The following is a 20,032-nucleotide window of genomic DNA, read 5'->3' on the forward strand; positions in this document are numbered from 1 at the left end:
CCAACCTCCGGGCGTCACCGCTCGATCATCCCGCATCGCGGCCCGGCACGTGGCGGCATTTCGCGTCCTGGCCCATTCGGGGGGCACGGCGGGGCTCCGGCCGCCCCGCCTGCGGGGGCGGCGATCTAAACTGGCCCGCATGACGCTGGCCCCGGGACTGCGCGCCGAAATACTCATCATGGTCGAGCGCGAGGACACCGCGGTGCGGCTGGGCAGCGGCGACGTGCCGGTGCTCGGCACCCCGCGCCTGCTCGCCATCGCCGAGGCGGTGACCGTCCGCGCCGTCGAGGGACACCTGGCCCCCGGCCAGACCAGCGTGGGCACCCGCGTCGAACTCGACCACCTCGCCGCGAGCCCGGTCGGCGCGCACGTCATGGTGAGCGCCGAGCTGACGGAGGTGGACGGCAGGCGGCTGGTCTTCGAGTTCACCGCCCGCGAGAAGGAGGTGCCCGTGGGCACGGGCACCATCGAGCGGGCCGTCGTGGACCGCGAGAGATTCCTCGGCCGCCTCGCCCGCTGAGTCGTCCGTCTGGCCGGAACGGATCACCCGGCTGGACGGATCAGTCGTCTCACTCGTCGATCAGGGCGATCAGGTCGCCCTCCTGGACCACGTCGCCCTCGGCGACCTTGATCTGTGCGACCACTCCGGGGTCCTCGGCCAGGACCGGGATCTCCATCTTCATGGACTCCAGGATGACGAGGGTGTCGCCCTCGTCGACGGTGTCGCCCTCGGCGGCGATGACCTTCCAGACGTTCGCCACCATCTCCGCGCGTACTTCTGCCACTGGACTGCTTCCTTCCTCTAATCCAACTCTGCCACGCTGCTATCGCATGCGAGACACCAGGCCGGTGTCGTAGTCGCCGCCGGCGAACTCGGGGTGGTCCAGAAGCTCGGCGCAGAACGGGAGGTTGTTCTTGGGGCCCACGACGGTGAAGTCGGCGACGGCCCGCCGGGCGCGCTCCAACGCCTCTTCGCGGGTCTCGCCGTACACGCAGAGTTTGGCCATCAGCGGGTCGTAGAACGGCGTGACGATGTTGCCCTCGGCGTATCCGGAGTCGACGCGCACGCCGTCGCCCGACGGCTCCTTCCACACGCCGATCTTCCCGGGGCCGGGGAAGAAACGCTTGGGGTCCTCGGCGTACACGCGGAACTCGAAGGCGTGCCCGCGCGGCGCGGGGATCGGGCCGAAGTCCGCCCCGGCCGCGATCCTGAGCTGGGCCTCCACCAGGTCGATCCCGGTGACCAGCTCGGTGACGGGGTGCTCCACCTGAAGGCGGGTGTTCATCTCAAGGAAGACGAAGTCCTGCTTCTCCGCGTCGACCAGGCACTCGACCGTGCCCGCGCCCCGGTAGCCGACGGCCTCACCGGCGCGCACGGCGGCGGCGAGCATCCGCTCGCGCAGCTCGGCGGTGATCCCCGGGGACGGCGACTCCTCCACGACCTTCTGGTGGCGGCGCTGAACCGAGCAGTCGCGCTCGCCGACGGCGACCACACGCCCGTCGGCCAGGCCGAGGATCTGCACCTCGACGTGGCGGGCGCGCTCGATGTACCGCTCCAGGAGGATCGCCGGACCGCCACCGGACCGCGCCGCCGCGCGGGAGGCCGCCTCGAACGCCTTGACCAGGCCCTCCTCGTCACGGGCCACGCCCATGCCGATACCGCCGCCTCCGCCCGCGGTCTTCACCATGACCGGGTAACCGATCCCGGCGGCGGCCACGACGGCCTGCTCCACCTCGGTCACCGGCATGCGCGTCCCCGCGGCCACCGGCACCCCGGCCTGCTCCATCAGGTTCCGCGCGTTGATCTTGTCGCCCATCCGCTCGATCGCGTCGGCGGACGGACCGATCCACGTCAGCCCCGCCTTCTCCACGGCCCGCGCGAAATCGGCCCGCTCGGCGAGAAACCCGTACCCGGGATGGACGGCCTGCGCCCCCGTGATCCGCGCGGCGTCCAGCACGCGCTCGACATCGAGGTAACTCTGCCTCGGATCGGCGGGACCGAGTAACACGGCGTCATCCGCCTCCCGCACGTACGGCAGGTCGGCATCGGCCTCGGAATACACCGCCACGGCCCGGAGACCCGTCCGGCGGACAGTGCGAATGATCCGCCGGGCGATCTCACCCCGGTTGGCGACCAACACGGACTCGAACACCTGACGGACTCCTTCTCATCGAGGCGACGCGGCGAATCCAACGGCTCCCCACTTTAGGACCGCCAACCTGTGGAACCTTTCCTCCAAAACCACCGTTCCAACGGGCACCTTCTGTAGGTTTCCTACAGTGTTCAACCAAGCCCACCCCACTCCCCCCAGTTAGACCCCACCCCGTCCCGCCGCACTGGCGCGCCCTACCGGGCGCCCAATGGGCCCACGGGGATGCCTGGCCGTCATCCCTGGGGCAGGGCGTACCCAATCGCCCTCGTCCGCTCAGGTGATCTTCCCGAGGTCGGACTCCGCCGGCCGGACATCGGGAACCGGGACCGATCGGCCGTCCGATGGCCCGCACCTTGTAGAGGGTGGCGGTGCATATCCGCACCGCCCAGGACGCCCCGTCCAGGCGGCCAGCAGGTTGAACCACCACGGTCCCGTGTACGCCCTGGACAGCAGTCAGGTGTCCGGCCTTGTCATCACGTCCAGGTGATCCACGGGCGGCGACAGCGTCGGGCGGAGCCCGACACAAGAGCGGCGTCCGGGCGGAGCGAGGGCGATTGGGTACACGGCCGCACCACTGACGGCGGCCAGGTGTCCTGTACGTCGGGGCTGGGGCGTGTGCGGGGACCGCTGACGGCGGCCAGGCGTTCCGTGGGGTGTGAGGGGTGGTCAGAGGCGGTGGAGGGGAGTGAGGCGGTCGATTACGTGGGACATGGCGTCTACTACGTCGGGGTCGAATTCGGTGCCGGCGCCGACGCGGAGGCGTTCGAGGGCGGCGGCGGCGCGGTCGCGGTCGGTGGAGCCGCCGACCAGGTCGTCGTAGGCGTTGGCGGCCTTGATGATGCGGCTGGCCAATGGGGGCTTGTCGGCGCACGGTTCGCACTGGCGGCGGACGACCTCGGCGACGGAGCCGAGCACGCCCGTCTGCCGGATCACCTCCGCGCCCAGTTCGGCGATGCGGGCGGACTGTTCGCGCCCGGCGAGGACGGTGGCCCCGCCCGGGATGGGGTCGCGCAGCGAGAGCTGGCCGATGTCGTGCATGAGCGCGGCGTATTCGAGTTCGAGCAGTTCGGACTCGGCCATGCCGAGTTCGCGGCCCACGGCGACGGCCAGGTGGCTGACGCGGCGGGAGTGGCCGGGCTCGACGTAGCCGCCGACCTCGGTGACCCGTGACAGGGCGCGCACGGTCTGCAGATAGGTGGCCCGGATCCCCGCGTACTTGCGGAAGGCGACCTGTGTGACCAGCAGCGGCGCGGCGAACACCAGCAGGGCCGCCATGTCCATGCTGTGCGCGGCCAGGACCAGCAGGATGCCCGATGCGGCGACGGCCGCCCCCAACGGCGCCGCCATGCGTAATTCGTCGCGCACCGCGACGGCGAGCGCGGTGCGGACCTGGTCGGCGCGGAGCATCGCGGCGATCACGATGTCGGCGAGCATGGACACCATGATCATGATGGCCATCACGCCGAGCGCCGGGGTCCAGGTCTGGGTGGCGCCCTTGGTCAGGTCGTGCAGCGGCCCGGCCAGCGGGCGGAAGGCCATGGCCAGCAGGGCGCCGGTGAGCAGCCGGCGGGCCATGGCGTCGAGCCTCGGCGTACGGCCGACCGCCAGGTGCGGCAGCGCGCCCGCCACCATGCCCACCGCGAGCACGGCCACGACCTGCAGCGCGGAGTGCCCGACCGGCCGTCCGCCCATGTCGAGCAGCAGGGTGTAGCCGAGCGCGGCGGCGGTGCCGATGGGCGCGACCTCGCGTTTGCCCGGCATGGTGAGCCGGGCCAGTTCCCCGGTGGCGATCAGCGCGCCGAAGCCGACGGCGATCGGCGGGTCGAGCAGGCCGACGGCGGCGGTGTGGGCGATTCCGGCGATGGAGACGAGCCCGGCGGCGCAGATCAGCAGCAACTGGCCGGAGTCGAGTCGTTGCCAGGACGGCGGCGGCGTGACGGCCCCGGTCACCGGTCCGACACCACCTGGATGGGCATCGTCGGGTCGTCGTGGTCCTTGAGCGTGGTCTCGGCCTCGTCGTCCGGCGGGGCGGCGGGGGCGCGTTGCGGCGGATTCCATCCGTCGCGCTCGATGGCCCGCACGAACGCGGTCACCATCACCGGGTCGAACTGTTTGCCCGCGCCTTTGCGCAGTTCGTCCATCGCGACGGGCACGGACCTGGCGACGCGGTAGCAGCGGTCGGAGGTGATGGAGTCGAACGCGTCGGCGACCGCGATGATGCGGGCGAACTCCGGGATCTCGCCCGCGGCCAGCCCCATCGGGTAGCCGGTGCCGTCGTGCTTCTCATGGTGGTGCATGATCCCCGCGAACGCCTCGTCGAGGAAGTCGATGCCCTGCACGATCTCCAGGCCGCGCATCGGGTGGAGCTGGATGGCGGCGAACTCCTCCTCGGTGAGCGGGCCGTCCTTCTGCAGCACCTTGGTGGGGACGCCGAGTTTGCCGACGTCGTGCAGCATTCCCGCGTATCGGATCGCGCGCAGCCGTTCGGGCCCCATGCCGATCTCCTCGGCGATCATCGTGGACGCCAATGAGACCCGGGTGCAGTGGCCCCGGGTGTAGTAGTCCTTGGTCTCCACCGCCTGGCACAGCGCGGCGATGGTCGCGTCGTAGGAGCGCTGTTGCGCCCAGTACTGGCCGAAGGCCCAGCGGGCCACGAACAGCGGCAGCAGCACCAGCACCGCGGAGATCGACTGCACGGTGGCCCACAGCCCGGCGATCAGCAGGCCGAACGTGGCGTAGCCCAGGTAGGAGACCAGGAGCTGGGCCATGCCGCGCAGTGGCACCCGTTCGATCTGACCGGCCAGGGAGAGCATGATCGCGATGAGCGCGAAGTTGAGCGGAACGTAGACCGCCGCCGCCCCGGCGAACGGCATGATCAGGTCGTCGAACCCGGCGATGCGCGGCACGCCCTGCTGCCCGCCGAGCCGCAGGTAGGTCTCGCCCGCGGCATAGCCGCAGATCGCGAACTGCGCGCCGTTGTAGAGGCGCTTGGTCAGCGCCAGGCCGGGCCGGACGCTGAAGACGGCGGTCATGCCGACCAGCGCCGCGCCCTCCGGACCGACGAGCACGACGGCGGCCAGCGCCGCCGAGAAGCTCACCGAGATCGCGGCCTGGCGCACGTTGAGCAGCGCCGGGACGGATTCACAGACCAGGAACAGCAGGCCCAGCACGAGCAGGGCCGGCCAGTCGGGCCGGTCGAACCGGCCGCCCACGAAAACCCCATGAACGACCAGGGCCACCGCCCCGACGATCACGGCCCCCAAATAGAACCTGGCAACCCACGGCAGTCCACGCAATGCGGCCCCACCCTACGGTGCTACAGGCGCGTGCTCACGTCCAAGAGATGCCGGGGGGAGCGGCCTCGCTCGCCTCCATCACCACCGGAGTGAACAGCACCAGTGCTGCCATCAGCCAGGTGGTCATACCCTTCAACATTCGCCCGCCTCCACGTCGATTTCGCACTTCAGGCTACAGAAAGACGCGGCCGCCAGCAGGGAATCCCAGGGAATCGCAAGCAAAGCGTAATCATGACGTCACCGTAAGCCACGCAGTTGAGCACCTCAGGGAACTTGTGTGGCCTGAAGTCACAGAAATCATGCCTTCTACCTGCGGGTCAGCCGACGGAGGTCCGTCCTCTGGCCCATTCGGCGGTGGCTTTGAGGCCGGCCGGAAGGTCGGTACGGGGTGTCCAGCCGAGGGCTTCGGCGGCGGGTGCGGGGTCCACGGCCATCGCCGGGAGGTCGCCGAGGCGGGCCGGGGCCAGGCCGGGCTCGTCGGGAGCGCCCACGGCGTCGGCCACCAGGGTGTGCAGGCGCCGGTCGGTGGTCTGCGCGCCGGTGCCGAGGTTGAAGCGCCCGCCGCCGCCCGCCTCGCCGCAGGCCCGGACGAAGCCGTCGACGACGTCGTCGACGTATATGTAGTCGCGGGTCTGCGTGCCGTCGCCGTACAGGACGGTGGGCGCGCCGCTCAGCAGGGCGTCGGTGAAGATCGCGACGACGCCGGCCTCGCCGTCGGGCGACTGGCGCGGGCCGTACACGTTGGACAGGACCAGGCTGGTGTGGTCGATGCCGTGCAGCGCGCGGTAGGTCGCGAGGTAGACCTCGGCGCTGAGCTTGGAGGCCGCGTACGGCGAGCGCGGGTCGGTCGCCGCGCCGCCCGGCACCGGGATCACCGACGGCCTGCCGTACACCGCGACGGAGGAGGCGAAGACCACCTTGCGGGCGCCGCCCGCGCGGGCCGCCTCCAGCACCGAGACGGTGCCCTCCACGTTGAGCCGCGCGTCGCGGATCGGGTCGGCGACGCTCTTGCGGACGCTGATCTGCGCGGCCAGGTGGCAGATGACCTCCGGCCGGAACTCGGCCGTCAGCGCGGCGAGCGCCGGGTCGAGGATGTCGAGCGTGCGCAGCTCGAAGCGTGTTTCGCGGGAGGCATCCGCGAGGTTGTCGAGGTGACCGCCCGAGAGGTCGTCCACCGCCATGACCTCGTGGCCCTCGCCCAGTAGCCGGTCGACCAGGTTGGATCCGATGAATCCAGCCCCGCCGGTGACCATGACCCGCATCGGATCGCCCCTCCTCGTCTCCACCACGATCTAGAGACGATCCTAGGAGGTCACTCCGCCAGCTCGGCGCGCACCTGCTGGATCCGGGTGAGGACCTTGGCCCGGAGGTCGGCCGGAACCGGATCGCAGCCGCAGTGCCGCGCGATCAGGCGCTTGACCGCCTCCTCCAGGCCGTACTCGGCGAGGCAGGGCCCGCACTCGTCGAGGTGGACGCGGATGTCGACGCAGTCGCCCTCGTCCAGCTCGCCGTCGATGTAGCTGTAGACCATTTCCAGTACGTCACGACAGTCGGTGTCGTGCGGGTTGCCGCAGCTCATTTGGATCCCTCCGCCGGGACCAGACCGCGCTCGCGCGCGTAGTCCTCAAGAAGCCCCCGGAGTTGGCGCCTGCCGCGGTGGAGCCGCGACATCACCGTGCCGATCGGAGTGCCCATGATGTCGGCAATCTCCTTGTAGGGGAAGCCTTCGACATCGGCCAGATAGACGGCGATGCGGAACTCCTCCGGCAACGCGGCCAGGGCATCCTTCACGTCGCTGTCCGGCAGGTGGTCGAGCGCCTCTATCTCGGCCGACTTCAGCCCCGCCGACGTGTGCGACTCGGCACGGGCGAGCTGCCAGTCCTCGATCTCCTCGGTGCCCGACTGCTTCGGCTCCCGCTGCTTCTTTCGGTAACTGTTGATGAAGGTGTTGGTCAGGATTCGGTAGAGCCACGCCTTGAGGTTGGTCCCTTCCTGGAACTGGTGGAAGGACGCGAAAGCCTTGGCGAAGGTCTCCTGCAGGAGATCCTCCGCGTCCGCCGGGTTCCTCGTCATCCGGAGAGCGGCGGAGTAGAGCTGGTCGAGATACGGCATTACGTCGCGCTCGAACCGCCCGCTCCGCTGTTCCAGAGTCTCCGCGCCTGTCGCAGGGACCGGACCCACCCCCTTAAGATCACCGGTGCCCGGCAGAAGCGGGATACCGTACTCAGCGGAGGATACCCGCTCCTGCGTCTCCGGCCGCTGAGCGGGGCCGGAGCGAGTACCGGGTTCGAGCAGCGCCTGCATGCGCGGACATCCTCTCGGGAGAAGATCGTGCGTCAGTAGTCGGCAACACCGGCGCCCGGTCGTCTGTTCCCGCAAGATAGAAGGTGACGAGAGTCCCGGTACGGGGAAAAAGATACGTACCGGCTGGTAGCCCCAATCCCCGGAAAACCCCGAAAGCCCAGGAGCCGCGTGTGCTGCCCATTCCGGCCGAAGAACTGAACGGCTCAGGCACCCTCGGGCCGTACTGGACCTTTTACCGCGCGGTCGCCGCGGAGCAGCTCGGCCGGTGGCTGCCCGAGCGCCCCTCGACCCTGCTGGACATGTCCGGAGGCGGCGGGCAGTGGGCGGCCCAGGCGGCGCACTGCGGGCACCGCGTCATCGAGGTGATCGACTTCCGCATCGACGCGGCGGCCGAGCAGGACAAGCTGCGCGACGCCGACCGGGTGCGTCAGATCAGGGCGGACGACCTCGGGTTCCTGCCCGACGAGAGCATCGACGCGGTGGTCGCCGAGGAACGCGCGCTTTCTGTGGAGCTGATGGCCGAGTCGGCGATGGACGACGTGGCCCGGGTGCTGCGGCCCGGCGGGCGGGCGCTGGTCTGCGTGGACTCACTGGTGCTGGGCATGGCGATCCTGGCCGAGCAGAACTACTGGGCCCACCTGTGCCAGAAGGGCGAGGTCATGCTGGTGCCGTGGCCCGACGGCAGCATCACCCGCTGCTTCACCAGCGCCCAGCTCCGCGAGCTGCTGACCGGGGCCGGGCTGGAGGTCGAGTGGATCCGGCCGCGCACCGTGCTGTCGCCCTCGACGGTGGATCACGTGCTGGCGTCCGACTCCCGCGCGCTGACCTGGCTGGTCCGCACCGAGCTGGAGGCCAACCCGGAGGACGACGACACCGTCGGCATCCACCTGGTGGCCAGCGCCAGAAAGGCGGCCTGACCCGCGCGGCGGCCACGCGCCGCCGCACGGGCGCGGCTCAGCGGCGGCGCTCCCGCTTCGACTGGCACTGCACGCAGCGGGACGCCTCGGGTCTCGCCTCCAGCCGGCCTTCGGGGACCGGCTTGCGGCAGTCCACGCACCGGCCGTAACTGCCTTCTTCGAGCCGTTTCAGCGCGTCCATGACGGCGCCGCGCTGCCGGTCGGCGACGTCGAGCATGGCCTGGTGCCGGTCGGCGTCGGTCAGATGGGAGCCCGCGTCGGCCGCCGAGCGGTCGCGCACGCCCACCGGATCGCCGCGTAGCACCGCGATCGACCGGTCGAGATCCCCGAGCATGTTCTCCAGGCGCATACGCGCGGTCGCGTCATCCACGAGTCCGCACCTCCGGGACGGATGAGTGCCTCGCGACGGAAGTCCCCGAAGTTCCCGCCAGGCGCAGGGGTCCGCTCTATACCGGTGGCGCCCTACCACGGCGTAGGACGGGTCACCGCTTTCCTGACCGGATGCCCACTTGACGCGCTTCTTACACCGCCGTGACCCCCACTTTTCGCTCCTCTGTCTGAGAAGTGAGCATTCGACGACATCAGCCGATCGCGGCGCCCTCCTCGGGATCGACCCGCTGGAGCAGTTCCGGGCCGTTGTTGCGGACGCTGTTCACCGCCGTGGACACCGGATAGGCCTCCAGCCGGTCGGGCGTGGCCGGGACCAGCAGCCCCTGGGCCTGGTCGGTCGCGGTCAGCTTCGGGTCGAGCCACTCGGACCAGCGGTCCCGCTCGACGAGCATCGGCATCCGGTCGTGGATGCGGCCCAGTTCGTCCTTGGCCGTGGTGGTGATCACCGTGCAGGTCACCAGCCACGCACTCGGATCGTCGTCCGGCTTGTTCCGGTCGCGCCAGAACTCGTAGAGGCCGGCCATCGCCATCACCCCGCCGTCGGCGGGATGAATGAAATAGGGCTGCTTGCGCTTCTTGTCGAACTGGTACCACTCGAAGTAGCCGTCGGCGGGCAGAAGGCAGCGCCGCCGCGCGAACGCCTTGCGGTACGACGGCTTCTCCGCGACCGTCTCGACCCTGGCGTTGATCATCCGCGACCCGATCGAGGGATCCTTCGCCCAGGACGGCACCAGCCCCCACTTGACGATCCGGAGCTGCCGGACGGGCTCCTTGGACTTGCCCTCCTCCTTCGGCACCCGGCTGAGCACCGCGTAGACCTCCTTGGTGGGGGCCACGTTGTAGTCGGGGCGAAGCTCCCGCTCCGGCTCGCCGTCCACCTCCACCCGGAACTCTTCGAGCAGCTCATGCTTGTTGCGCGCCGACGCGTATCTACCGCACATCCCTTCAGGGTGCCATCTCCGAATCGCTCGCATGTGCGATTGCGATGGTGAATACTGAGCGTGTCAGTGCGGACACGAAGGGACACATTGACCCGATGAAGATGACCATGAAAGCCCGCCTCTCCCGATCCGACGTCACCGCGCACGGCAAGCCGCTGGAACCCTCCGTGACCATGCCGATTCCCCCGGCGTCGGAGCCCGCGGTCCCGGCCGGCGACGAGCTGACGACCCTTCGGGAAATCCACTCTTCCCTCGTCGGCCGCACCCGAATGCGCGCCGAGATCTTCCAAGGACGGTTGATAGTGAGCCCCCTAGGCAGCCCCGAGCACCAGGACGCCGTGACGATCCTGTCGGTCGCTCTCGTCCCGCACGCACGAGAGAAGGGCTGGAAGACCTACGCGGGTCTGGACGTGTGTACGGACGACACGCGTGAGTGTTACGCGCCCGACCTCGTCATCGCTCCGCACGACGCTCCCCGCTGGGGACGACGGGAACTGTTCGTCAGCGGGCTCGTCATGGTCGGCGAGGTGGTGTCACCGAGCAGCGTCGACAACGACCGAGAGCACAAGCCGGAGGTCTACGCCACCGGCGGCGTTCCGATCTACCTGCTGGTCGACCCGATCGACGACCCCCCGTCCGTCACGGTCTTCAGTGAGCCCGCCGACGGCACCTACACGACCTTCACGACCGTCACCATGGGGAAGGAGATCCACATTCCCGAGCCGATCGACGTCACGCTCGACACCGCGATCTTCCTCTGACGGTCTCGCGCGAGCCTGACCGGTAGAGTTGCGGCATGTCCCAGCATCCGGATCCGTGGCCCGCGCCCACTGTGAGCGAGCCCGTGGCGGCGACCGTCCCGCTGCCCGGTTCGAAGTCCGTGACCAACCGTGCGCTGTTGCTCGCCGCGTTGGCCGACGGCCCCGGCACGGTGCTGCGGGCGCTGCGCAGCCGTGACGCCGATCTGATGGTGGCGGCCCTGCGCGCGCTCGGCGCGACCATGGAACCCACGGATGAGACCACGTCCTCCACCGACTGGCGGGTCGTTCCCGGGCCGGTGCGCAGTGGCGCCCGCATCGACGCGGGCCTGGCGGGCACCGTGATGCGGTTCGTGCCGCCGATGGCGGCGCTCGGCGACGGCGAGGTGTTCTTCGACGGCGATCCCCACGCCCGCAAGCGGCCGATGGGGCCGTTGCTGGCCGCGCTGCGCGCGCTGGGCGCCCGGGTCGAGGGAGACGCGCTGCCGTTCACGGTCCGCGGCCCGGTCCAGGGCGGCGAGGTGACGCTCGACGCGTCGGCCTCCTCCCAGCTCGTCTCCGGGCTGCTGCTGTGCGCGCCGCGCTTCGAGAAGGGCGTCACCGTACGCCACTCCGGGCCCCCGGTGCCCTCTGCCCCGCACATCCGGATGACCGTGGAGATGCTGCGCGCGGCGGGCGTGCGCGTCGACGACTCAGAGCCCGATGTCTGGCGGGTCGAGCCCGGCCCGATCGCGGCCCGTGACCTCACCGTCGAACCCGATCTCTCCAACGCCGCGCCCTTCCTGGCGGCGGCACTGGTGACGGGCGGCACGGTCACCATTCCCGGCTGGCCCGAGGAGACCACGCAGCCGGGCGACGCGCTGCGCGACCTGGTCACCGCGATGGGCGGCACGGTGCGGCGCGGCTCCGGCGGCCTCACGGTCACCGGCTCGGGCAGGCCGTCCGGCATCGACGCCGACCTGCGCGACGTGGGCGAGCTGACCCCCACGATCGCCGCCCTGGCGGCGCTGGCCGAGGGCCCGAGCAGGCTGCGCGGCATCGCTCACCTGCGCGGCCACGAGACCGACCGGCTGGCCGCGCTGGTCACCGAGATCAACCGGCTGGGCGGCGACGCGGAGGAGACCGACGACGGTCTGATCATCCGGCCGCGCCCGCTGCACGGCGGGCTGTTCCACTCCTACGACGACCACCGGATGGCCACGGCGGGCGCGGTGATCGGCCTGGCCGTCCCGGAGGTGCGGGTGGAGAACATCGCGACCACCGCCAAGACCCTCCCCGAGTTCGCCCGGATGTGGCGGGAAATGCTGGAGGGTGGCCGCTGAGGAAGCGCCAGTACGACGAAGACGACGTCCGGGTCCGACCGGGGAAGGGGTCGCGGCCGCGGACGCGGATCCGCCCTGCGCACGAAGGCGCGGTGGAGGGCTTCGTCGTGGCGGTCGACCGCGGCCGGTTCACTTGCCTGGTCCAGGGCGACCGGCCGACCGTGGTGACCGCGATGAAGGCCCGTGAGCTGGGCCGCAAGGGCATCGTGGTGGGCGACCGGGTGCGCCTGGTGGGCGATGTCAGCGGGCGTCCCGACACCCTGGCCAGGATCGTGCGCCTGGAGCCGCGCCGCTCGATGCTGCGCCGTTCCGCCGACGACACCGAGTTCAGCGACGGCATCGAGCGCCCGGTCGTGGCCAACGCCGACCAGTTGGTGATCGTCACCGCGCTGGCCGATCCGCCGCCCCGGCCGCGGATGATCGACCGCATCCTGGTGGCGGCCTACGACGCGGAGATCGACCCGCTGCTCTGCCTGACCAAGGCAGACCTGGCGCCGCCGGACGAACTGGTGGCGCTCTACGACCCGCTGGGCGTGCCGTACGTCGTGGTGCGCAAGGGCGGCGACCTGAGCGAGCTGCGCGAGCGGCTGGTCGACCGCCTCAGCGTGCTCGTCGGCCATTCGGGCGTGGGCAAGTCCACGCTGGTCAACGCGCTGGTCCCGGCGGCCGAACGCGCGGTCTCGCACGTCAACCCGGTGACCGGCCGGGGCCGCCACACCTCCACCTCGGCGGTGGCGCTGGAGCTGCCAGAGGGCGGCTGGATCATCGACACGCCCGGGGTGCGCAGCTTCGGCCTGGCCCACGTGTCGCCCGACAACGTGCTGCACGCCTTCCCCGACCTGGTGGACGGCACCGTCCACTGCCCCAAGGGCTGCACCCACCAGGCCGGCGAGTGCGCGCTCGACGCCTGGGTGGAGCAGGGCCACGCCGGGGCCGCGCGGCTGGCGTCCCTGCGGCGGCTGCTGGCCAGCCGGGAGGGCGAGCCCGACCCGGAGCAGGCCCAGCAGGGGTGAGCCGGAAAGCCACGCCGATTGACCACGCTATGTCCCTAGAAAGCGGCGATCGGGCGATGACGCGATACCGTTTGCCATCGTGACGGACTACAGCGACGATCTCCGCCTAGCCCACGTGATGGCGGACGCGGCGGACGATCTGACCATGCGGCGCTTCAGGGCGGCCGACCTGCGGGTCGAGACCAAGCCTGACCTCACTCCGGTGAGCGACGCGGACCGCGCGGTCGAGGAGGCGATCCGCGGCACCCTGCGGCGGGCCCGCCCGCGTGACGCCGTCGTCGGCGAGGAGTTCGGCACCACGGGGTACGGCGCGCGTTCGTGGATCGTCGATCCGATCGACGGCACCAAGAACTACGTGCGCGGTGTCCCGGTGTGGGCGACGCTGATCGCCCTGATGGACCGTGACCAGGTCGTCGTCGGGCTGGTGTCGGCCCCCGCGCTCGGCCGCCGCTGGTGGGCCGCCAGGGGCGGCGGCGCGTGGACCGGCCGCGGCCTGACCAAGGCGTCGCGCTGCCGCGTGTCGTCGGTCGGCAAACTGAACGACGCCTCGCTGTCGTACTCCGACCTCGAAGAGTGGGAGAAGGCCGGGCGGCTGTCGGCGTTCATCGAGCTGACGCGTTCGTGCTGGCGGACCCGCGCCTACGGCGACTTCTGGTCGCACGTGCTGGTGGCGGAGGGGTCGGTGGACGTCTCGGCCGAGCCGGAGCTGTCGCCGTGGGACATGGCGGCGCTGACCGTGATCGTCGAGGAGGCGGGCGGCATCTGGACTGACCTGTCCGGAGTGCCCGGCCTCGACGGCGGCAGCCTGGTGTGCTCGAACGGACCGCTGCACAGTGAGGTGCTCAGGCGGCTGGGCGGAGGCCCGCTCACGCTTCCCGTCTGACCCGCCGTAACCCACCCGGCCCGCCTCAGAGGGCGAGGGCGCGGGCGGCGGCGTCGAGCAGGCTGCCCCGGTACGCCTCGCCGTACAGGCAGACGTGCACCAGCAGCGGGTGGAGCTGGTGCAGCGGGACCCGCTCCCGCCAGCCGTCGGCCAGGGGGCGTTCGTCTTGGTAGGCGGACACGATGGTGTTCAGGTGCGGGGCCCCGAACAGCGCGAGCATGGCGAGGTCGGTCTCACGGTGCCCGCCGTGCGCGGCCGGATCGACCAGGACGGCGCGCTCCGCCGTCCACAGCACGTTGCCGCCCCACAGGTCGCCATGAATCCTGGCGGGCGGCTCGGCCGGCCCGGCCAGGCCGGGCAGCGCCTCGATCACCTCGTCGAGCAGATCGGCGTCGCCCGCCGAGAGCTGCCCGGCGTCGCGCGCCCGGCGCACGAACGGCAGCAGGCGGCGCTCGCCGTAGAAGGCGGGCCATTCGGCGCCGGCCGTGTTGTCCATCGGCAGTTCGGCGACGAAGCCCGGCCACGGGGCTCCGAATGCGTCGGCGCCGGTGGCGTGCATCCGGGCCAGTTCGCGTCCCAGGCGTACGGCGGTCTCGGCGGTGGCGTCGCCCGCCTCGACCCAGGAGAGCACCAGACGGTCGTCCGCGGCCTCTAACACCTCGGGCACGGCGACCGCGCCCGCGTCGGCCAGCCAGCGCAGCCCGGCGGCCTCCGAGGTGAACAGGGCGGGAACACCGCCTGTCTCGGCGGCCGATTTCACGAAGACGGCGCGGCCGTCCGGCAGCTCCGCCCGGCTCAGCCGCCACGCGTGCGAGGAGCCGAGTTCCCGGAGGATCCTCACCGCAGCGCCTCCGCGAGGTGCTTGGCCAGCCCCTCCGAGGCCGCGCGGACCATGTGCAGGACCTCGGTGAAGCCCTCGTCGCCGCCGTAGTAGGGGTCGGGGACCTCGGCGTTCGCGGGCGCGGCGGGGTCGAACGAGCGCATCAGCCGCACGTCGGCGCCGGGCGGGGCGATCCGCCGCAGGGCGCGCAGGTTGGCGGCGTCCATGGCCAGGACCAGGTCGGCGTAGCCGAACCACTCGGAGCGGAACCGCCTGGCCCGGTGCGCGGAGCCGTCGAGGCCGTGGACGACCAGGGTGCTCGCGGCGCGGTCGTCCATCGGACCGCCTTCGTGCCACCCGTCGGTGCCGGCGCTGTCCACGGTGACGAGCCGGTCAAGCCCATGTTCGGCGAGGGTATGGCGCAGCACGACCTCCGCCATCGGCGACCTGCAGATATTGCCCATGCAGACCAGGCACACGTGGTAGCTCATGGCCTCCAGCATGCCAGCCGGTGACGGCGCCCCTGCCCGCCGCCCACCGGGCGTTGCCCCCACACGACCCCCGATTGCCAAGGTGCGCCGGTTCTTTACTGGATTCAACCCGTTTGACGGCCTATTCACACAGCGCGTCACACGTCTTCCAGCGTCGGTCATGGCTCGTTTCACTGCCGTTCACTTTGCAGCGTTTGTATCTGGACTGCATCGATGAAGAGCTGACTATCAAAGGACGATCGACCGTGACAAGTGGACAGCGCCGCCTGAGCGCGGTGGCAGCATCGGCGGCCCTCATCGCCCTCGTCGCGGCCTGTGGCGGCGGCGGCGGGAACACGGCCGCGAGCCCCAATAGTTCGTCGTCGTCGGGGGGCGGCGAGCAGGGCCGGCAACTGAGCGGCGAGATCAAGTCCGACGGCTCCAGCACCGTCGGCCCGCTCACCACCGCGGCGTCGGAGTTCTTCGCCGAGGAGCAGCCCAAGATCCGGGTGAGCGTGGGCACCTCCGGCACCGGCGGCGGCTTCGAGAAGTTCTGCAACGGCGAGACGGACATCTCCAACGCGTCCCGTCCGATCAAGGACGAGGAGAAGGCCGCCTGCGCGGCCAAGAACGTCGCGTTCACCGAGCTCACAGTCGCCACCGACGCGCTGACCGTCGTGGTGAACAAGGAGAACACCTGGGCCAAGTGCCTCACCACCGACCAGCTCAAGAAGATCTGGGAGCCGGCGGCCGAGGGCAAGGTCAAGTCCTGGAAGGACGTCGACGCCAAGTTCCCGGACGAGGCGCTCGCGCTGGCCGGTCCCGGCACCGACTCCGGCACCTTCGACTACTTCACCGACGAGATCAACGGTGAGGAGGGCGCCAGCCGCAAGGACTACAGCGCCTCCGAGAACGACAACGACGTCGTGCAGGGCGTCGCCGGGTCCAAGGGCGGCCTGGGCTACTTCGGGTTCACCTACTACGAGGAGAACACCGACAAGCTCACCGCCGTGCAGATCGACTCCGGCGGCGGCTGCGTGACGCCCAGCGTGGAGGCCGCCCAGGACGGCAGCTACACCCCGCTGGCCCGGCCGCTGTTCGTGTACGTCAAGAACGACGCCGCCAAGCGTCCCGAGGTGAAGGCGTTCATCGACTTCTACGCCGCCAACATCAGCAAGATCGCCACGGACGCCAAGTACATCCCGCTCAACGCCGAGCAGGAGGGCAAGCTCAAGACCGCCGTCCAGTCGCTGTCCGGTAGCTGACCTCTCATGGCTTCCCCCAGCAAGGCGACCGCTCCGGGAGGACCCTCCCTGGGGCGGTCGCGCCCGCGCTACGGCGAGCAGATCGTCAAGGTGATCCTGGTCCTCGCCGCCGCCGTCTCCGTGGCCACCACCATCGGCATCGTGGCGGCCCTGCTCGAACCGACCATCGAGTTCTTCGGGTCGGTCAGCATCGTGGAGTTCTTCACCTCGATCGAGTGGGGCCCGCTGTTCAAGCCGGCACACTACGGCGTGCTGCCCATCGTGGTCGCGACCCTGCTCGTGACCGTGATCGCGATGGCCGTCGCGATCCCGCTCGGCCTGGCCGCCGCGATCTACCTGTCCGAATACGCCAGGCCGCGGGTCCGTAAGATCATCAAGCCGGTGCTGGAGGTGCTGGCCGGCATCCCGACGGTCGTCTTCGGCTTCTTCGCGCTCACCTTCATCACCCCGCTGCTGCGCGACTTCCTCCCGTTCACGCTGGACTACCGCAACGCGCTGAGCGGCGGCCTGGTGGTCGGTGTGATGATCATCCCGACGGTGGCCTCGCTCGCCGAGGACGCCATGTCGGCGGTGCCCAACTCACTGCGCGAGGGCGCCTACGCGCTGGCGTCGTCCCGCATGATCGTCTCGCTCCGGGTCGTCCTCCCGGCCGCGCTGTCCGGGATCATCGCCGCCATCATCCTGGCGTTCTCCCGGGCGATCGGCGAGACGATGATCGTCGTGATCGCCACCGGCGGGCGTTCCATCTTCACCGTCAACCCGGCCAGGGAGATGGACACCATGGCGTCGTTCATCGCCCGCGCGGGCTCGGGCGACATCCCCGTCGGGTCGATCGAGTACAAGACCATCTTCGCGGTCGGCGCGCTGCTGTTCGTCATCACCTTCCTGATGAACTACGTCAGCGCGAAGGTCGTGCGCCGTTATCGGGAGGCTTACGAATGACGGTCCTCACCTCCATCGGCAAGGCGGCCAGTCCCGGCCCCAGCAGGCTGGCCGGCAAGCGCCGCCCGCTGCGCGAGACCGTCTTCCTGATCGCGCTGCAGCTCAGCCTGATCATCGCGATCGCGTTCCTCGCCGTGCTGCTCGCCTACGTGATCAACAGGGGCTGGGCCAGACTCGACTCCCGCCTGTGGGAGAACATGCCCTCGATCCGGCGCCCCGAGAACGCCGGAGCACAGTCGGCGATCGTCGGCACCATCTATCTGATGGGCCTCACCGCCCTGTTCGTCATCCCGACGGGCGTGCTGGCGGCGATCTACCTGGAGGAGTACGCCGACCGCGACAGGTGGTACAACCGCCTGCTGGAGCTCAACATCCAGAACCTCGCGGGCATCCCCTCCATCGTCTACGGCATCCTCGGTCTCGGCATCATCGCCCGGGTCATCGGCCTGGGCTTCGGGCTGATCACCGGCGCGCTCACGCTGAGCCTGCTGGTGCTCCCCGTCGTGATCATCTCGGCTCGCGAGGCGATCCGCGCGGTGCCGCCCTCGATCCGCGAGGGATCCCTGGCCCTGGGCGCGACCCAGTGGCAGACGATCTACCGGCAGGTGCTCCCCTCGTCCATCCCCGGCATCGCCACCGGTTCGATCCTCGCGCTGTCCCGGGCCATCGGCGAGGCGGCCCCGCTGGTCATGCTGGGCGCGGCGACGTTCGTGGCGTTCAACCCCGAATCGCTCACCGACGGTTTCACCGCGCTGCCGTTGCAGATCTACAACTGGATCGGCCAGTCACGGCCCGAGTTCGGCGTCCTCGCGTCGTCCGCCATCGTGATCCTGCTCGCCCTTCTGCTGGTGATGAACTCGGTGGCCATCCTCCTCCGCAACCGCTACCAGAAGCGCTGGTGAGAAACGAGCATGTCTGAAATCGGAACCTCCATCCCGAACGTCACGGTCCGTGGCCCCGAGGTGCCCCGCAACATCCAGGCCCTCGACCCGGTCTTCGAAGTCGCGGGCCTGAGCGTCTTCTACGGCGACTACGAGGCCGTGCGCGGGGTCGACATGACCATCGGCAACCGCGAGATCACCGCCATGATCGGGCCGTCCGGCTGCGGCAAGAGCACCGTGCTGCGCTGCTTCAACCGAATGAACGACCTGATCCCCGGAGCCCGCGCGGCCGGTAAGATCACTTACCACGGCGAAGACCTGTACGGCGAGCACGTGGACCCCATCGAGGTCCGTCGCCGGATCGGCATGGTCTTCCAGAAGCCCAACCCCTTCCCCAAGTCGATCTACGACAACATCGCCTACGGCCCCCGGGTCAACGGCATGAAGGGGTCGATGGACACCATCGTTGAGGAGGCGCTGACCAAGTCCGCCCTGTGGGACGAGGTCAAGGACAAGCTCAAGCAGAACGCGCTGTCGCTGTCCGGCGGGCAGCAGCAGCGTCTGTGCATCGCGCGGGCGATCGCGGTCAAGCCCGAGGTGATCCTGATGGACGAGCCCTGCTCCGCGCTCGACCCCATCGCCACCACCAAGATCGAAGACCTGATGCAGGAACTGTCGCGTGACTACACGATCGTGATCGTCACGCACAACATGCAGCAGGCCGCGCGGGTCTCCGACCGCACCGCCTTCTTCACCGCCGAGGTCGACGACGCGGGTGTCCGCCACGGGCGCCTTGTCGAATATGACGAAACCAGTCGCATCTTCACCAACCCGAGCGACAAGCGCACCGAGGACTACATCACGGGACGCTTCGGCTAAAGCTCGGCCGACCAATTGGAGGACCCGGGTGATCCAGCCGCAGACGGCACCCGAGGTGGACGGGGACACTCGGACGGCGCCCATGCTGCTGGTGGCCGATCCTGACTCGGCGTTAGTCCGGGAACTGGCATCGGCGCTGGAGCGTGAAGGGGTCGATGTGGCCGGGGCGCCGGACGGCGCCCAGGGTCTGATCCAGGCCGGCGCGCTCCGGCCCGACGTGGTCCTGGTCAGCGCGACGCTCCCGGTCATCGGGGCGGTGGACTTCGTCCGGGCGGTGCGCCTGTCGCGGGCCGTACCGGTGCTGCTCGGCGTGGGCGAGGGACACGCCGAGCAGGCGGTGCAGGCGCTGGCGGCGGGCGCGACGGCGTGCGTGGCCCGGCCGTACCGGGTGCCCGAGCTGTTGCCGATGGTCCAGGCCGCCTTCAGCGGCGAGCCCGGCGGACGCCGGGTGCTCATCGTGGGCAGCGTCGAACTCGACGTGCACGCCTACCAGGTGCGTGTCGCGGGCCGGGTGGTGCACCTGCCGCTGCGGGAGTTCGAGCTGCTGCACTACCTGATGCGCAACGCCGACCGTACGGTGACCCGCGAGCAGATCATGCGCCACGTGTGGAACTCCGCCGACAGCACCTCCACCAACACCATCGCCGTCCATGTGAAGCGCCTGCGCGCCCGTCTCGGCGACCACGAGGATCACCTCATCCAGACCGTGCGCGGCGTCGGCTACCGCTTGGTCACGCCGCCCGCGACGCCGGAGGAATAGGCCGCGCCGAAAGCCCAGGGGCCGCGCCGCGGCCCCAC

General features: G+C 70.3%; 22 protein-coding genes. 11 read left to right on the top strand and 11 right to left on the bottom strand.

All coding sequences use genetic code 11. From position 1 onward, the window contains the following. Nucleotides 1-139 precede the first annotated feature (139 nt). A complete protein-coding gene (locus P3X83_RS28250; RefSeq protein ID WP_277308273.1) occupies nucleotides 140-520 on the top strand; it encodes a hotdog domain-containing protein in 381 nt (126 codons plus the stop codon). Nucleotides 521-569: 49 nt separating this feature from the next. Here the strand turns inward: P3X83_RS28250 and P3X83_RS28255 are convergent, their stop codons facing one another. The 7 genes from P3X83_RS28255 to P3X83_RS28285 all read right to left on the bottom strand — a co-directional run bounded on the left by P3X83_RS28255 (nucleotide 570) and on the right by P3X83_RS28285 (nucleotide 7,630). Beyond that, nucleotides 570-785, bottom strand: a complete 216-nt coding sequence (locus P3X83_RS28255; RefSeq protein WP_277308274.1) for a biotin/lipoyl-binding carrier protein — start codon at nucleotides 783-785, stop codon at nucleotides 570-572. A 39-nt stretch (nucleotides 786-824) separates the two neighbouring features. Then, nucleotides 825-2,153: a biotin carboxylase N-terminal domain-containing protein gene (locus tag P3X83_RS28260; protein WP_277308275.1), complete on the bottom strand. Its 1,329-nt coding sequence runs from the start codon at nucleotides 2,151-2,153 to the stop codon at nucleotides 825-827. A 666-nt stretch (nucleotides 2,154-2,819) separates the two neighbouring features. Continuing rightward, nucleotides 2,820-4,103, bottom strand: a complete 1,284-nt coding sequence (locus tag P3X83_RS28265) for an HD domain-containing phosphohydrolase (protein WP_277308276.1) — start codon at nucleotides 4,101-4,103, stop codon at nucleotides 2,820-2,822. After that, entirely contained in the window at nucleotides 4,100-5,392 is a 1,293-nt protein-coding gene (locus P3X83_RS28270; protein WP_346742756.1) for an HD-GYP domain-containing protein, read from the bottom strand. The genes P3X83_RS28265 and P3X83_RS28270 overlap by 4 nt, the downstream gene beginning before the upstream one ends. 374 nt (nucleotides 5,393-5,766) lie before the next feature. Next, nucleotides 5,767-6,711 (bottom strand): NAD-dependent epimerase/dehydratase family protein, encoded by a 945-nt coding sequence (locus P3X83_RS28275; RefSeq protein WP_277308278.1) that lies wholly within the window; start codon nucleotides 6,709-6,711, stop codon nucleotides 5,767-5,769. Nucleotides 6,712-6,761: 50 nt separating this feature from the next. Then, nucleotides 6,762-7,028: a mycothiol system anti-sigma-R factor gene (gene rsrA, locus P3X83_RS28280; protein WP_277308279.1), complete on the bottom strand. Its 267-nt coding sequence runs from the start codon at nucleotides 7,026-7,028 to the stop codon at nucleotides 6,762-6,764. Next, entirely contained in the window at nucleotides 7,025-7,630 is a 606-nt protein-coding gene (locus P3X83_RS28285) for a sigma-70 family RNA polymerase sigma factor (protein ID WP_277308306.1), read from the bottom strand. Before P3X83_RS28285 ends, rsrA begins: the two co-directional genes overlap by 4 nt. Nucleotides 7,631-7,923: 293 nt before the next feature. Here P3X83_RS28285 and P3X83_RS28290 point away from each other — a divergent pair, with 293 nt between their 5' ends. Beyond that, nucleotides 7,924-8,670, top strand: a complete 747-nt coding sequence (locus P3X83_RS28290) for a methyltransferase domain-containing protein (protein WP_277308280.1) — start codon at nucleotides 7,924-7,926, stop codon at nucleotides 8,668-8,670. A gap of 37 nt (nucleotides 8,671-8,707) precedes the next feature. On the opposite strand, the gene P3X83_RS28295 is transcribed toward P3X83_RS28290, so the two are convergent. Next, nucleotides 8,708-9,040, bottom strand: coding sequence for a TraR/DksA family transcriptional regulator (locus P3X83_RS28295; protein WP_277308281.1), 333 nt, complete (start codon nucleotides 9,038-9,040; stop codon nucleotides 8,708-8,710). A 211-nt stretch (nucleotides 9,041-9,251) separates the two neighbouring features. After that, nucleotides 9,252-10,001, bottom strand: coding sequence for an SOS response-associated peptidase (locus P3X83_RS28300; protein ID WP_277308282.1), 750 nt, complete (start codon nucleotides 9,999-10,001; stop codon nucleotides 9,252-9,254). Nucleotides 10,002-10,096: 95 nt separating this feature from the next. Here P3X83_RS28300 and P3X83_RS28305 point away from each other — a divergent pair, with 95 nt between their 5' ends. From P3X83_RS28305 to hisN, 4 genes are all read left to right on the top strand, one after another. Then, nucleotides 10,097-10,762: a Uma2 family endonuclease gene (locus P3X83_RS28305; RefSeq protein ID WP_277308283.1), complete on the top strand. Its 666-nt coding sequence runs from the start codon at nucleotides 10,097-10,099 to the stop codon at nucleotides 10,760-10,762. Nucleotides 10,763-10,797: 35 nt separating this feature from the next. Next, nucleotides 10,798-12,081: a 3-phosphoshikimate 1-carboxyvinyltransferase gene (aroA, locus tag P3X83_RS28310; RefSeq protein WP_277308284.1), complete on the top strand. Its 1,284-nt coding sequence runs from the start codon at nucleotides 10,798-10,800 to the stop codon at nucleotides 12,079-12,081. Beyond that, nucleotides 12,078-13,094: a ribosome small subunit-dependent GTPase A gene (rsgA, locus tag P3X83_RS28315; protein WP_277308307.1), complete on the top strand. Its 1,017-nt coding sequence runs from the start codon at nucleotides 12,078-12,080 to the stop codon at nucleotides 13,092-13,094. The genes aroA and rsgA overlap by 4 nt, the downstream gene beginning before the upstream one ends. Nucleotides 13,095-13,173: 79 nt before the next feature. Continuing rightward, nucleotides 13,174-13,977, top strand: coding sequence for a histidinol-phosphatase (gene hisN, locus P3X83_RS28320; RefSeq protein WP_277308285.1), 804 nt, complete (start codon nucleotides 13,174-13,176; stop codon nucleotides 13,975-13,977). Between the two features lie 25 nt (nucleotides 13,978-14,002). On the opposite strand, the gene P3X83_RS28325 is transcribed toward hisN, so the two are convergent. Both P3X83_RS28325 and P3X83_RS28330 read right to left on the bottom strand, forming a co-directional pair. Next, on the bottom strand, nucleotides 14,003-14,818 hold the full coding sequence (locus P3X83_RS28325; protein ID WP_277308286.1) for a fructosamine kinase family protein: 816 nt from the start codon (nucleotides 14,816-14,818) through the stop codon (nucleotides 14,003-14,005). Further along, a complete protein-coding gene (locus P3X83_RS28330) occupies nucleotides 14,815-15,288 on the bottom strand; it encodes a low molecular weight protein-tyrosine-phosphatase (protein WP_277308287.1) in 474 nt (157 codons plus the stop codon). The genes P3X83_RS28325 and P3X83_RS28330 overlap by 4 nt, the downstream gene beginning before the upstream one ends. A 245-nt stretch (nucleotides 15,289-15,533) precedes the next feature. Between P3X83_RS28330 and P3X83_RS28335 the strand changes: the two genes are divergently transcribed. Genes P3X83_RS28335 through P3X83_RS28355 form a run of 5 tightly spaced genes read left to right on the top strand, consistent with a single transcriptional unit; the run spans nucleotide 15,534 to nucleotide 19,994 of the window. Then, nucleotides 15,534-16,532, top strand: a complete 999-nt coding sequence (locus tag P3X83_RS28335; protein WP_277308288.1) for a PstS family phosphate ABC transporter substrate-binding protein — start codon at nucleotides 15,534-15,536, stop codon at nucleotides 16,530-16,532. A gap of 6 nt (nucleotides 16,533-16,538) precedes the next feature. Further along, on the top strand, nucleotides 16,539-17,474 hold the full coding sequence (gene pstC, locus P3X83_RS28340) for a phosphate ABC transporter permease subunit PstC (protein WP_277308289.1): 936 nt from the start codon (nucleotides 16,539-16,541) through the stop codon (nucleotides 17,472-17,474). Next, nucleotides 17,471-18,376, top strand: coding sequence for a phosphate ABC transporter permease PstA (pstA, locus tag P3X83_RS28345; RefSeq protein ID WP_277308290.1), 906 nt, complete (start codon nucleotides 17,471-17,473; stop codon nucleotides 18,374-18,376). The genes pstC and pstA overlap by 4 nt, the downstream gene beginning before the upstream one ends. A gap of 9 nt (nucleotides 18,377-18,385) precedes the next feature. Further along, nucleotides 18,386-19,234: a phosphate ABC transporter ATP-binding protein PstB gene (gene pstB / locus P3X83_RS28350; RefSeq protein ID WP_277308291.1), complete on the top strand. Its 849-nt coding sequence runs from the start codon at nucleotides 18,386-18,388 to the stop codon at nucleotides 19,232-19,234. A gap of 28 nt (nucleotides 19,235-19,262) precedes the next feature. Then, the gene (locus P3X83_RS28355; protein ID WP_277308292.1) at nucleotides 19,263-19,994 is read left to right on the top strand and encodes a response regulator transcription factor; all 732 of its coding nucleotides are present in this window, start codon (nucleotides 19,263-19,265) and stop codon (nucleotides 19,992-19,994) included. Nucleotides 19,995-20,032: the final 38 nt, after the last annotated feature.

The organism is Spongiactinospora sp. TRM90649, assembly GCF_029382225.1.
Classification (GTDB): Bacteria; Actinomycetota; Actinomycetes; order Streptosporangiales; family Streptosporangiaceae; genus Spongiactinospora.

Coding starts and splice junctions, on each gene's coding strand:
- P3X83_RS28250 (WP_277308273.1), top strand. CDS start 140: ATGACGCTGGCCCCGGGACTGCGCGCCGAAATACTCATCATGGTCGAG.
- aroA (WP_277308284.1), top strand. CDS start 10,798: ATGTCCCAGCATCCGGATCCGTGGCCCGCGCCCACTGTGAGCGAGCCC.
- pstC (WP_277308289.1), top strand. CDS start 16,539: ATGGCTTCCCCCAGCAAGGCGACCGCTCCGGGAGGACCCTCCCTGGGG.
- P3X83_RS28305 (WP_277308283.1), top strand. CDS start 10,097: ATGAAGATGACCATGAAAGCCCGCCTCTCCCGATCCGACGTCACCGCG.
- pstB (WP_277308291.1), top strand. CDS start 18,386: ATGTCTGAAATCGGAACCTCCATCCCGAACGTCACGGTCCGTGGCCCC.
- P3X83_RS28275 (WP_277308278.1), bottom strand. CDS start 6,711: ATGCGGGTCATGGTCACCGGCGGGGCTGGATTCATCGGATCCAACCTG.
- rsrA (WP_277308279.1), bottom strand. CDS start 7,028: ATGAGCTGCGGCAACCCGCACGACACCGACTGTCGTGACGTACTGGAA.
- P3X83_RS28300 (WP_277308282.1), bottom strand. CDS start 10,001: ATGTGCGGTAGATACGCGTCGGCGCGCAACAAGCATGAGCTGCTCGAA.
- pstA (WP_277308290.1), top strand. CDS start 17,471: ATGACGGTCCTCACCTCCATCGGCAAGGCGGCCAGTCCCGGCCCCAGC.
- P3X83_RS28330 (WP_277308287.1), bottom strand. CDS start 15,288: ATGAGCTACCACGTGTGCCTGGTCTGCATGGGCAATATCTGCAGGTCG.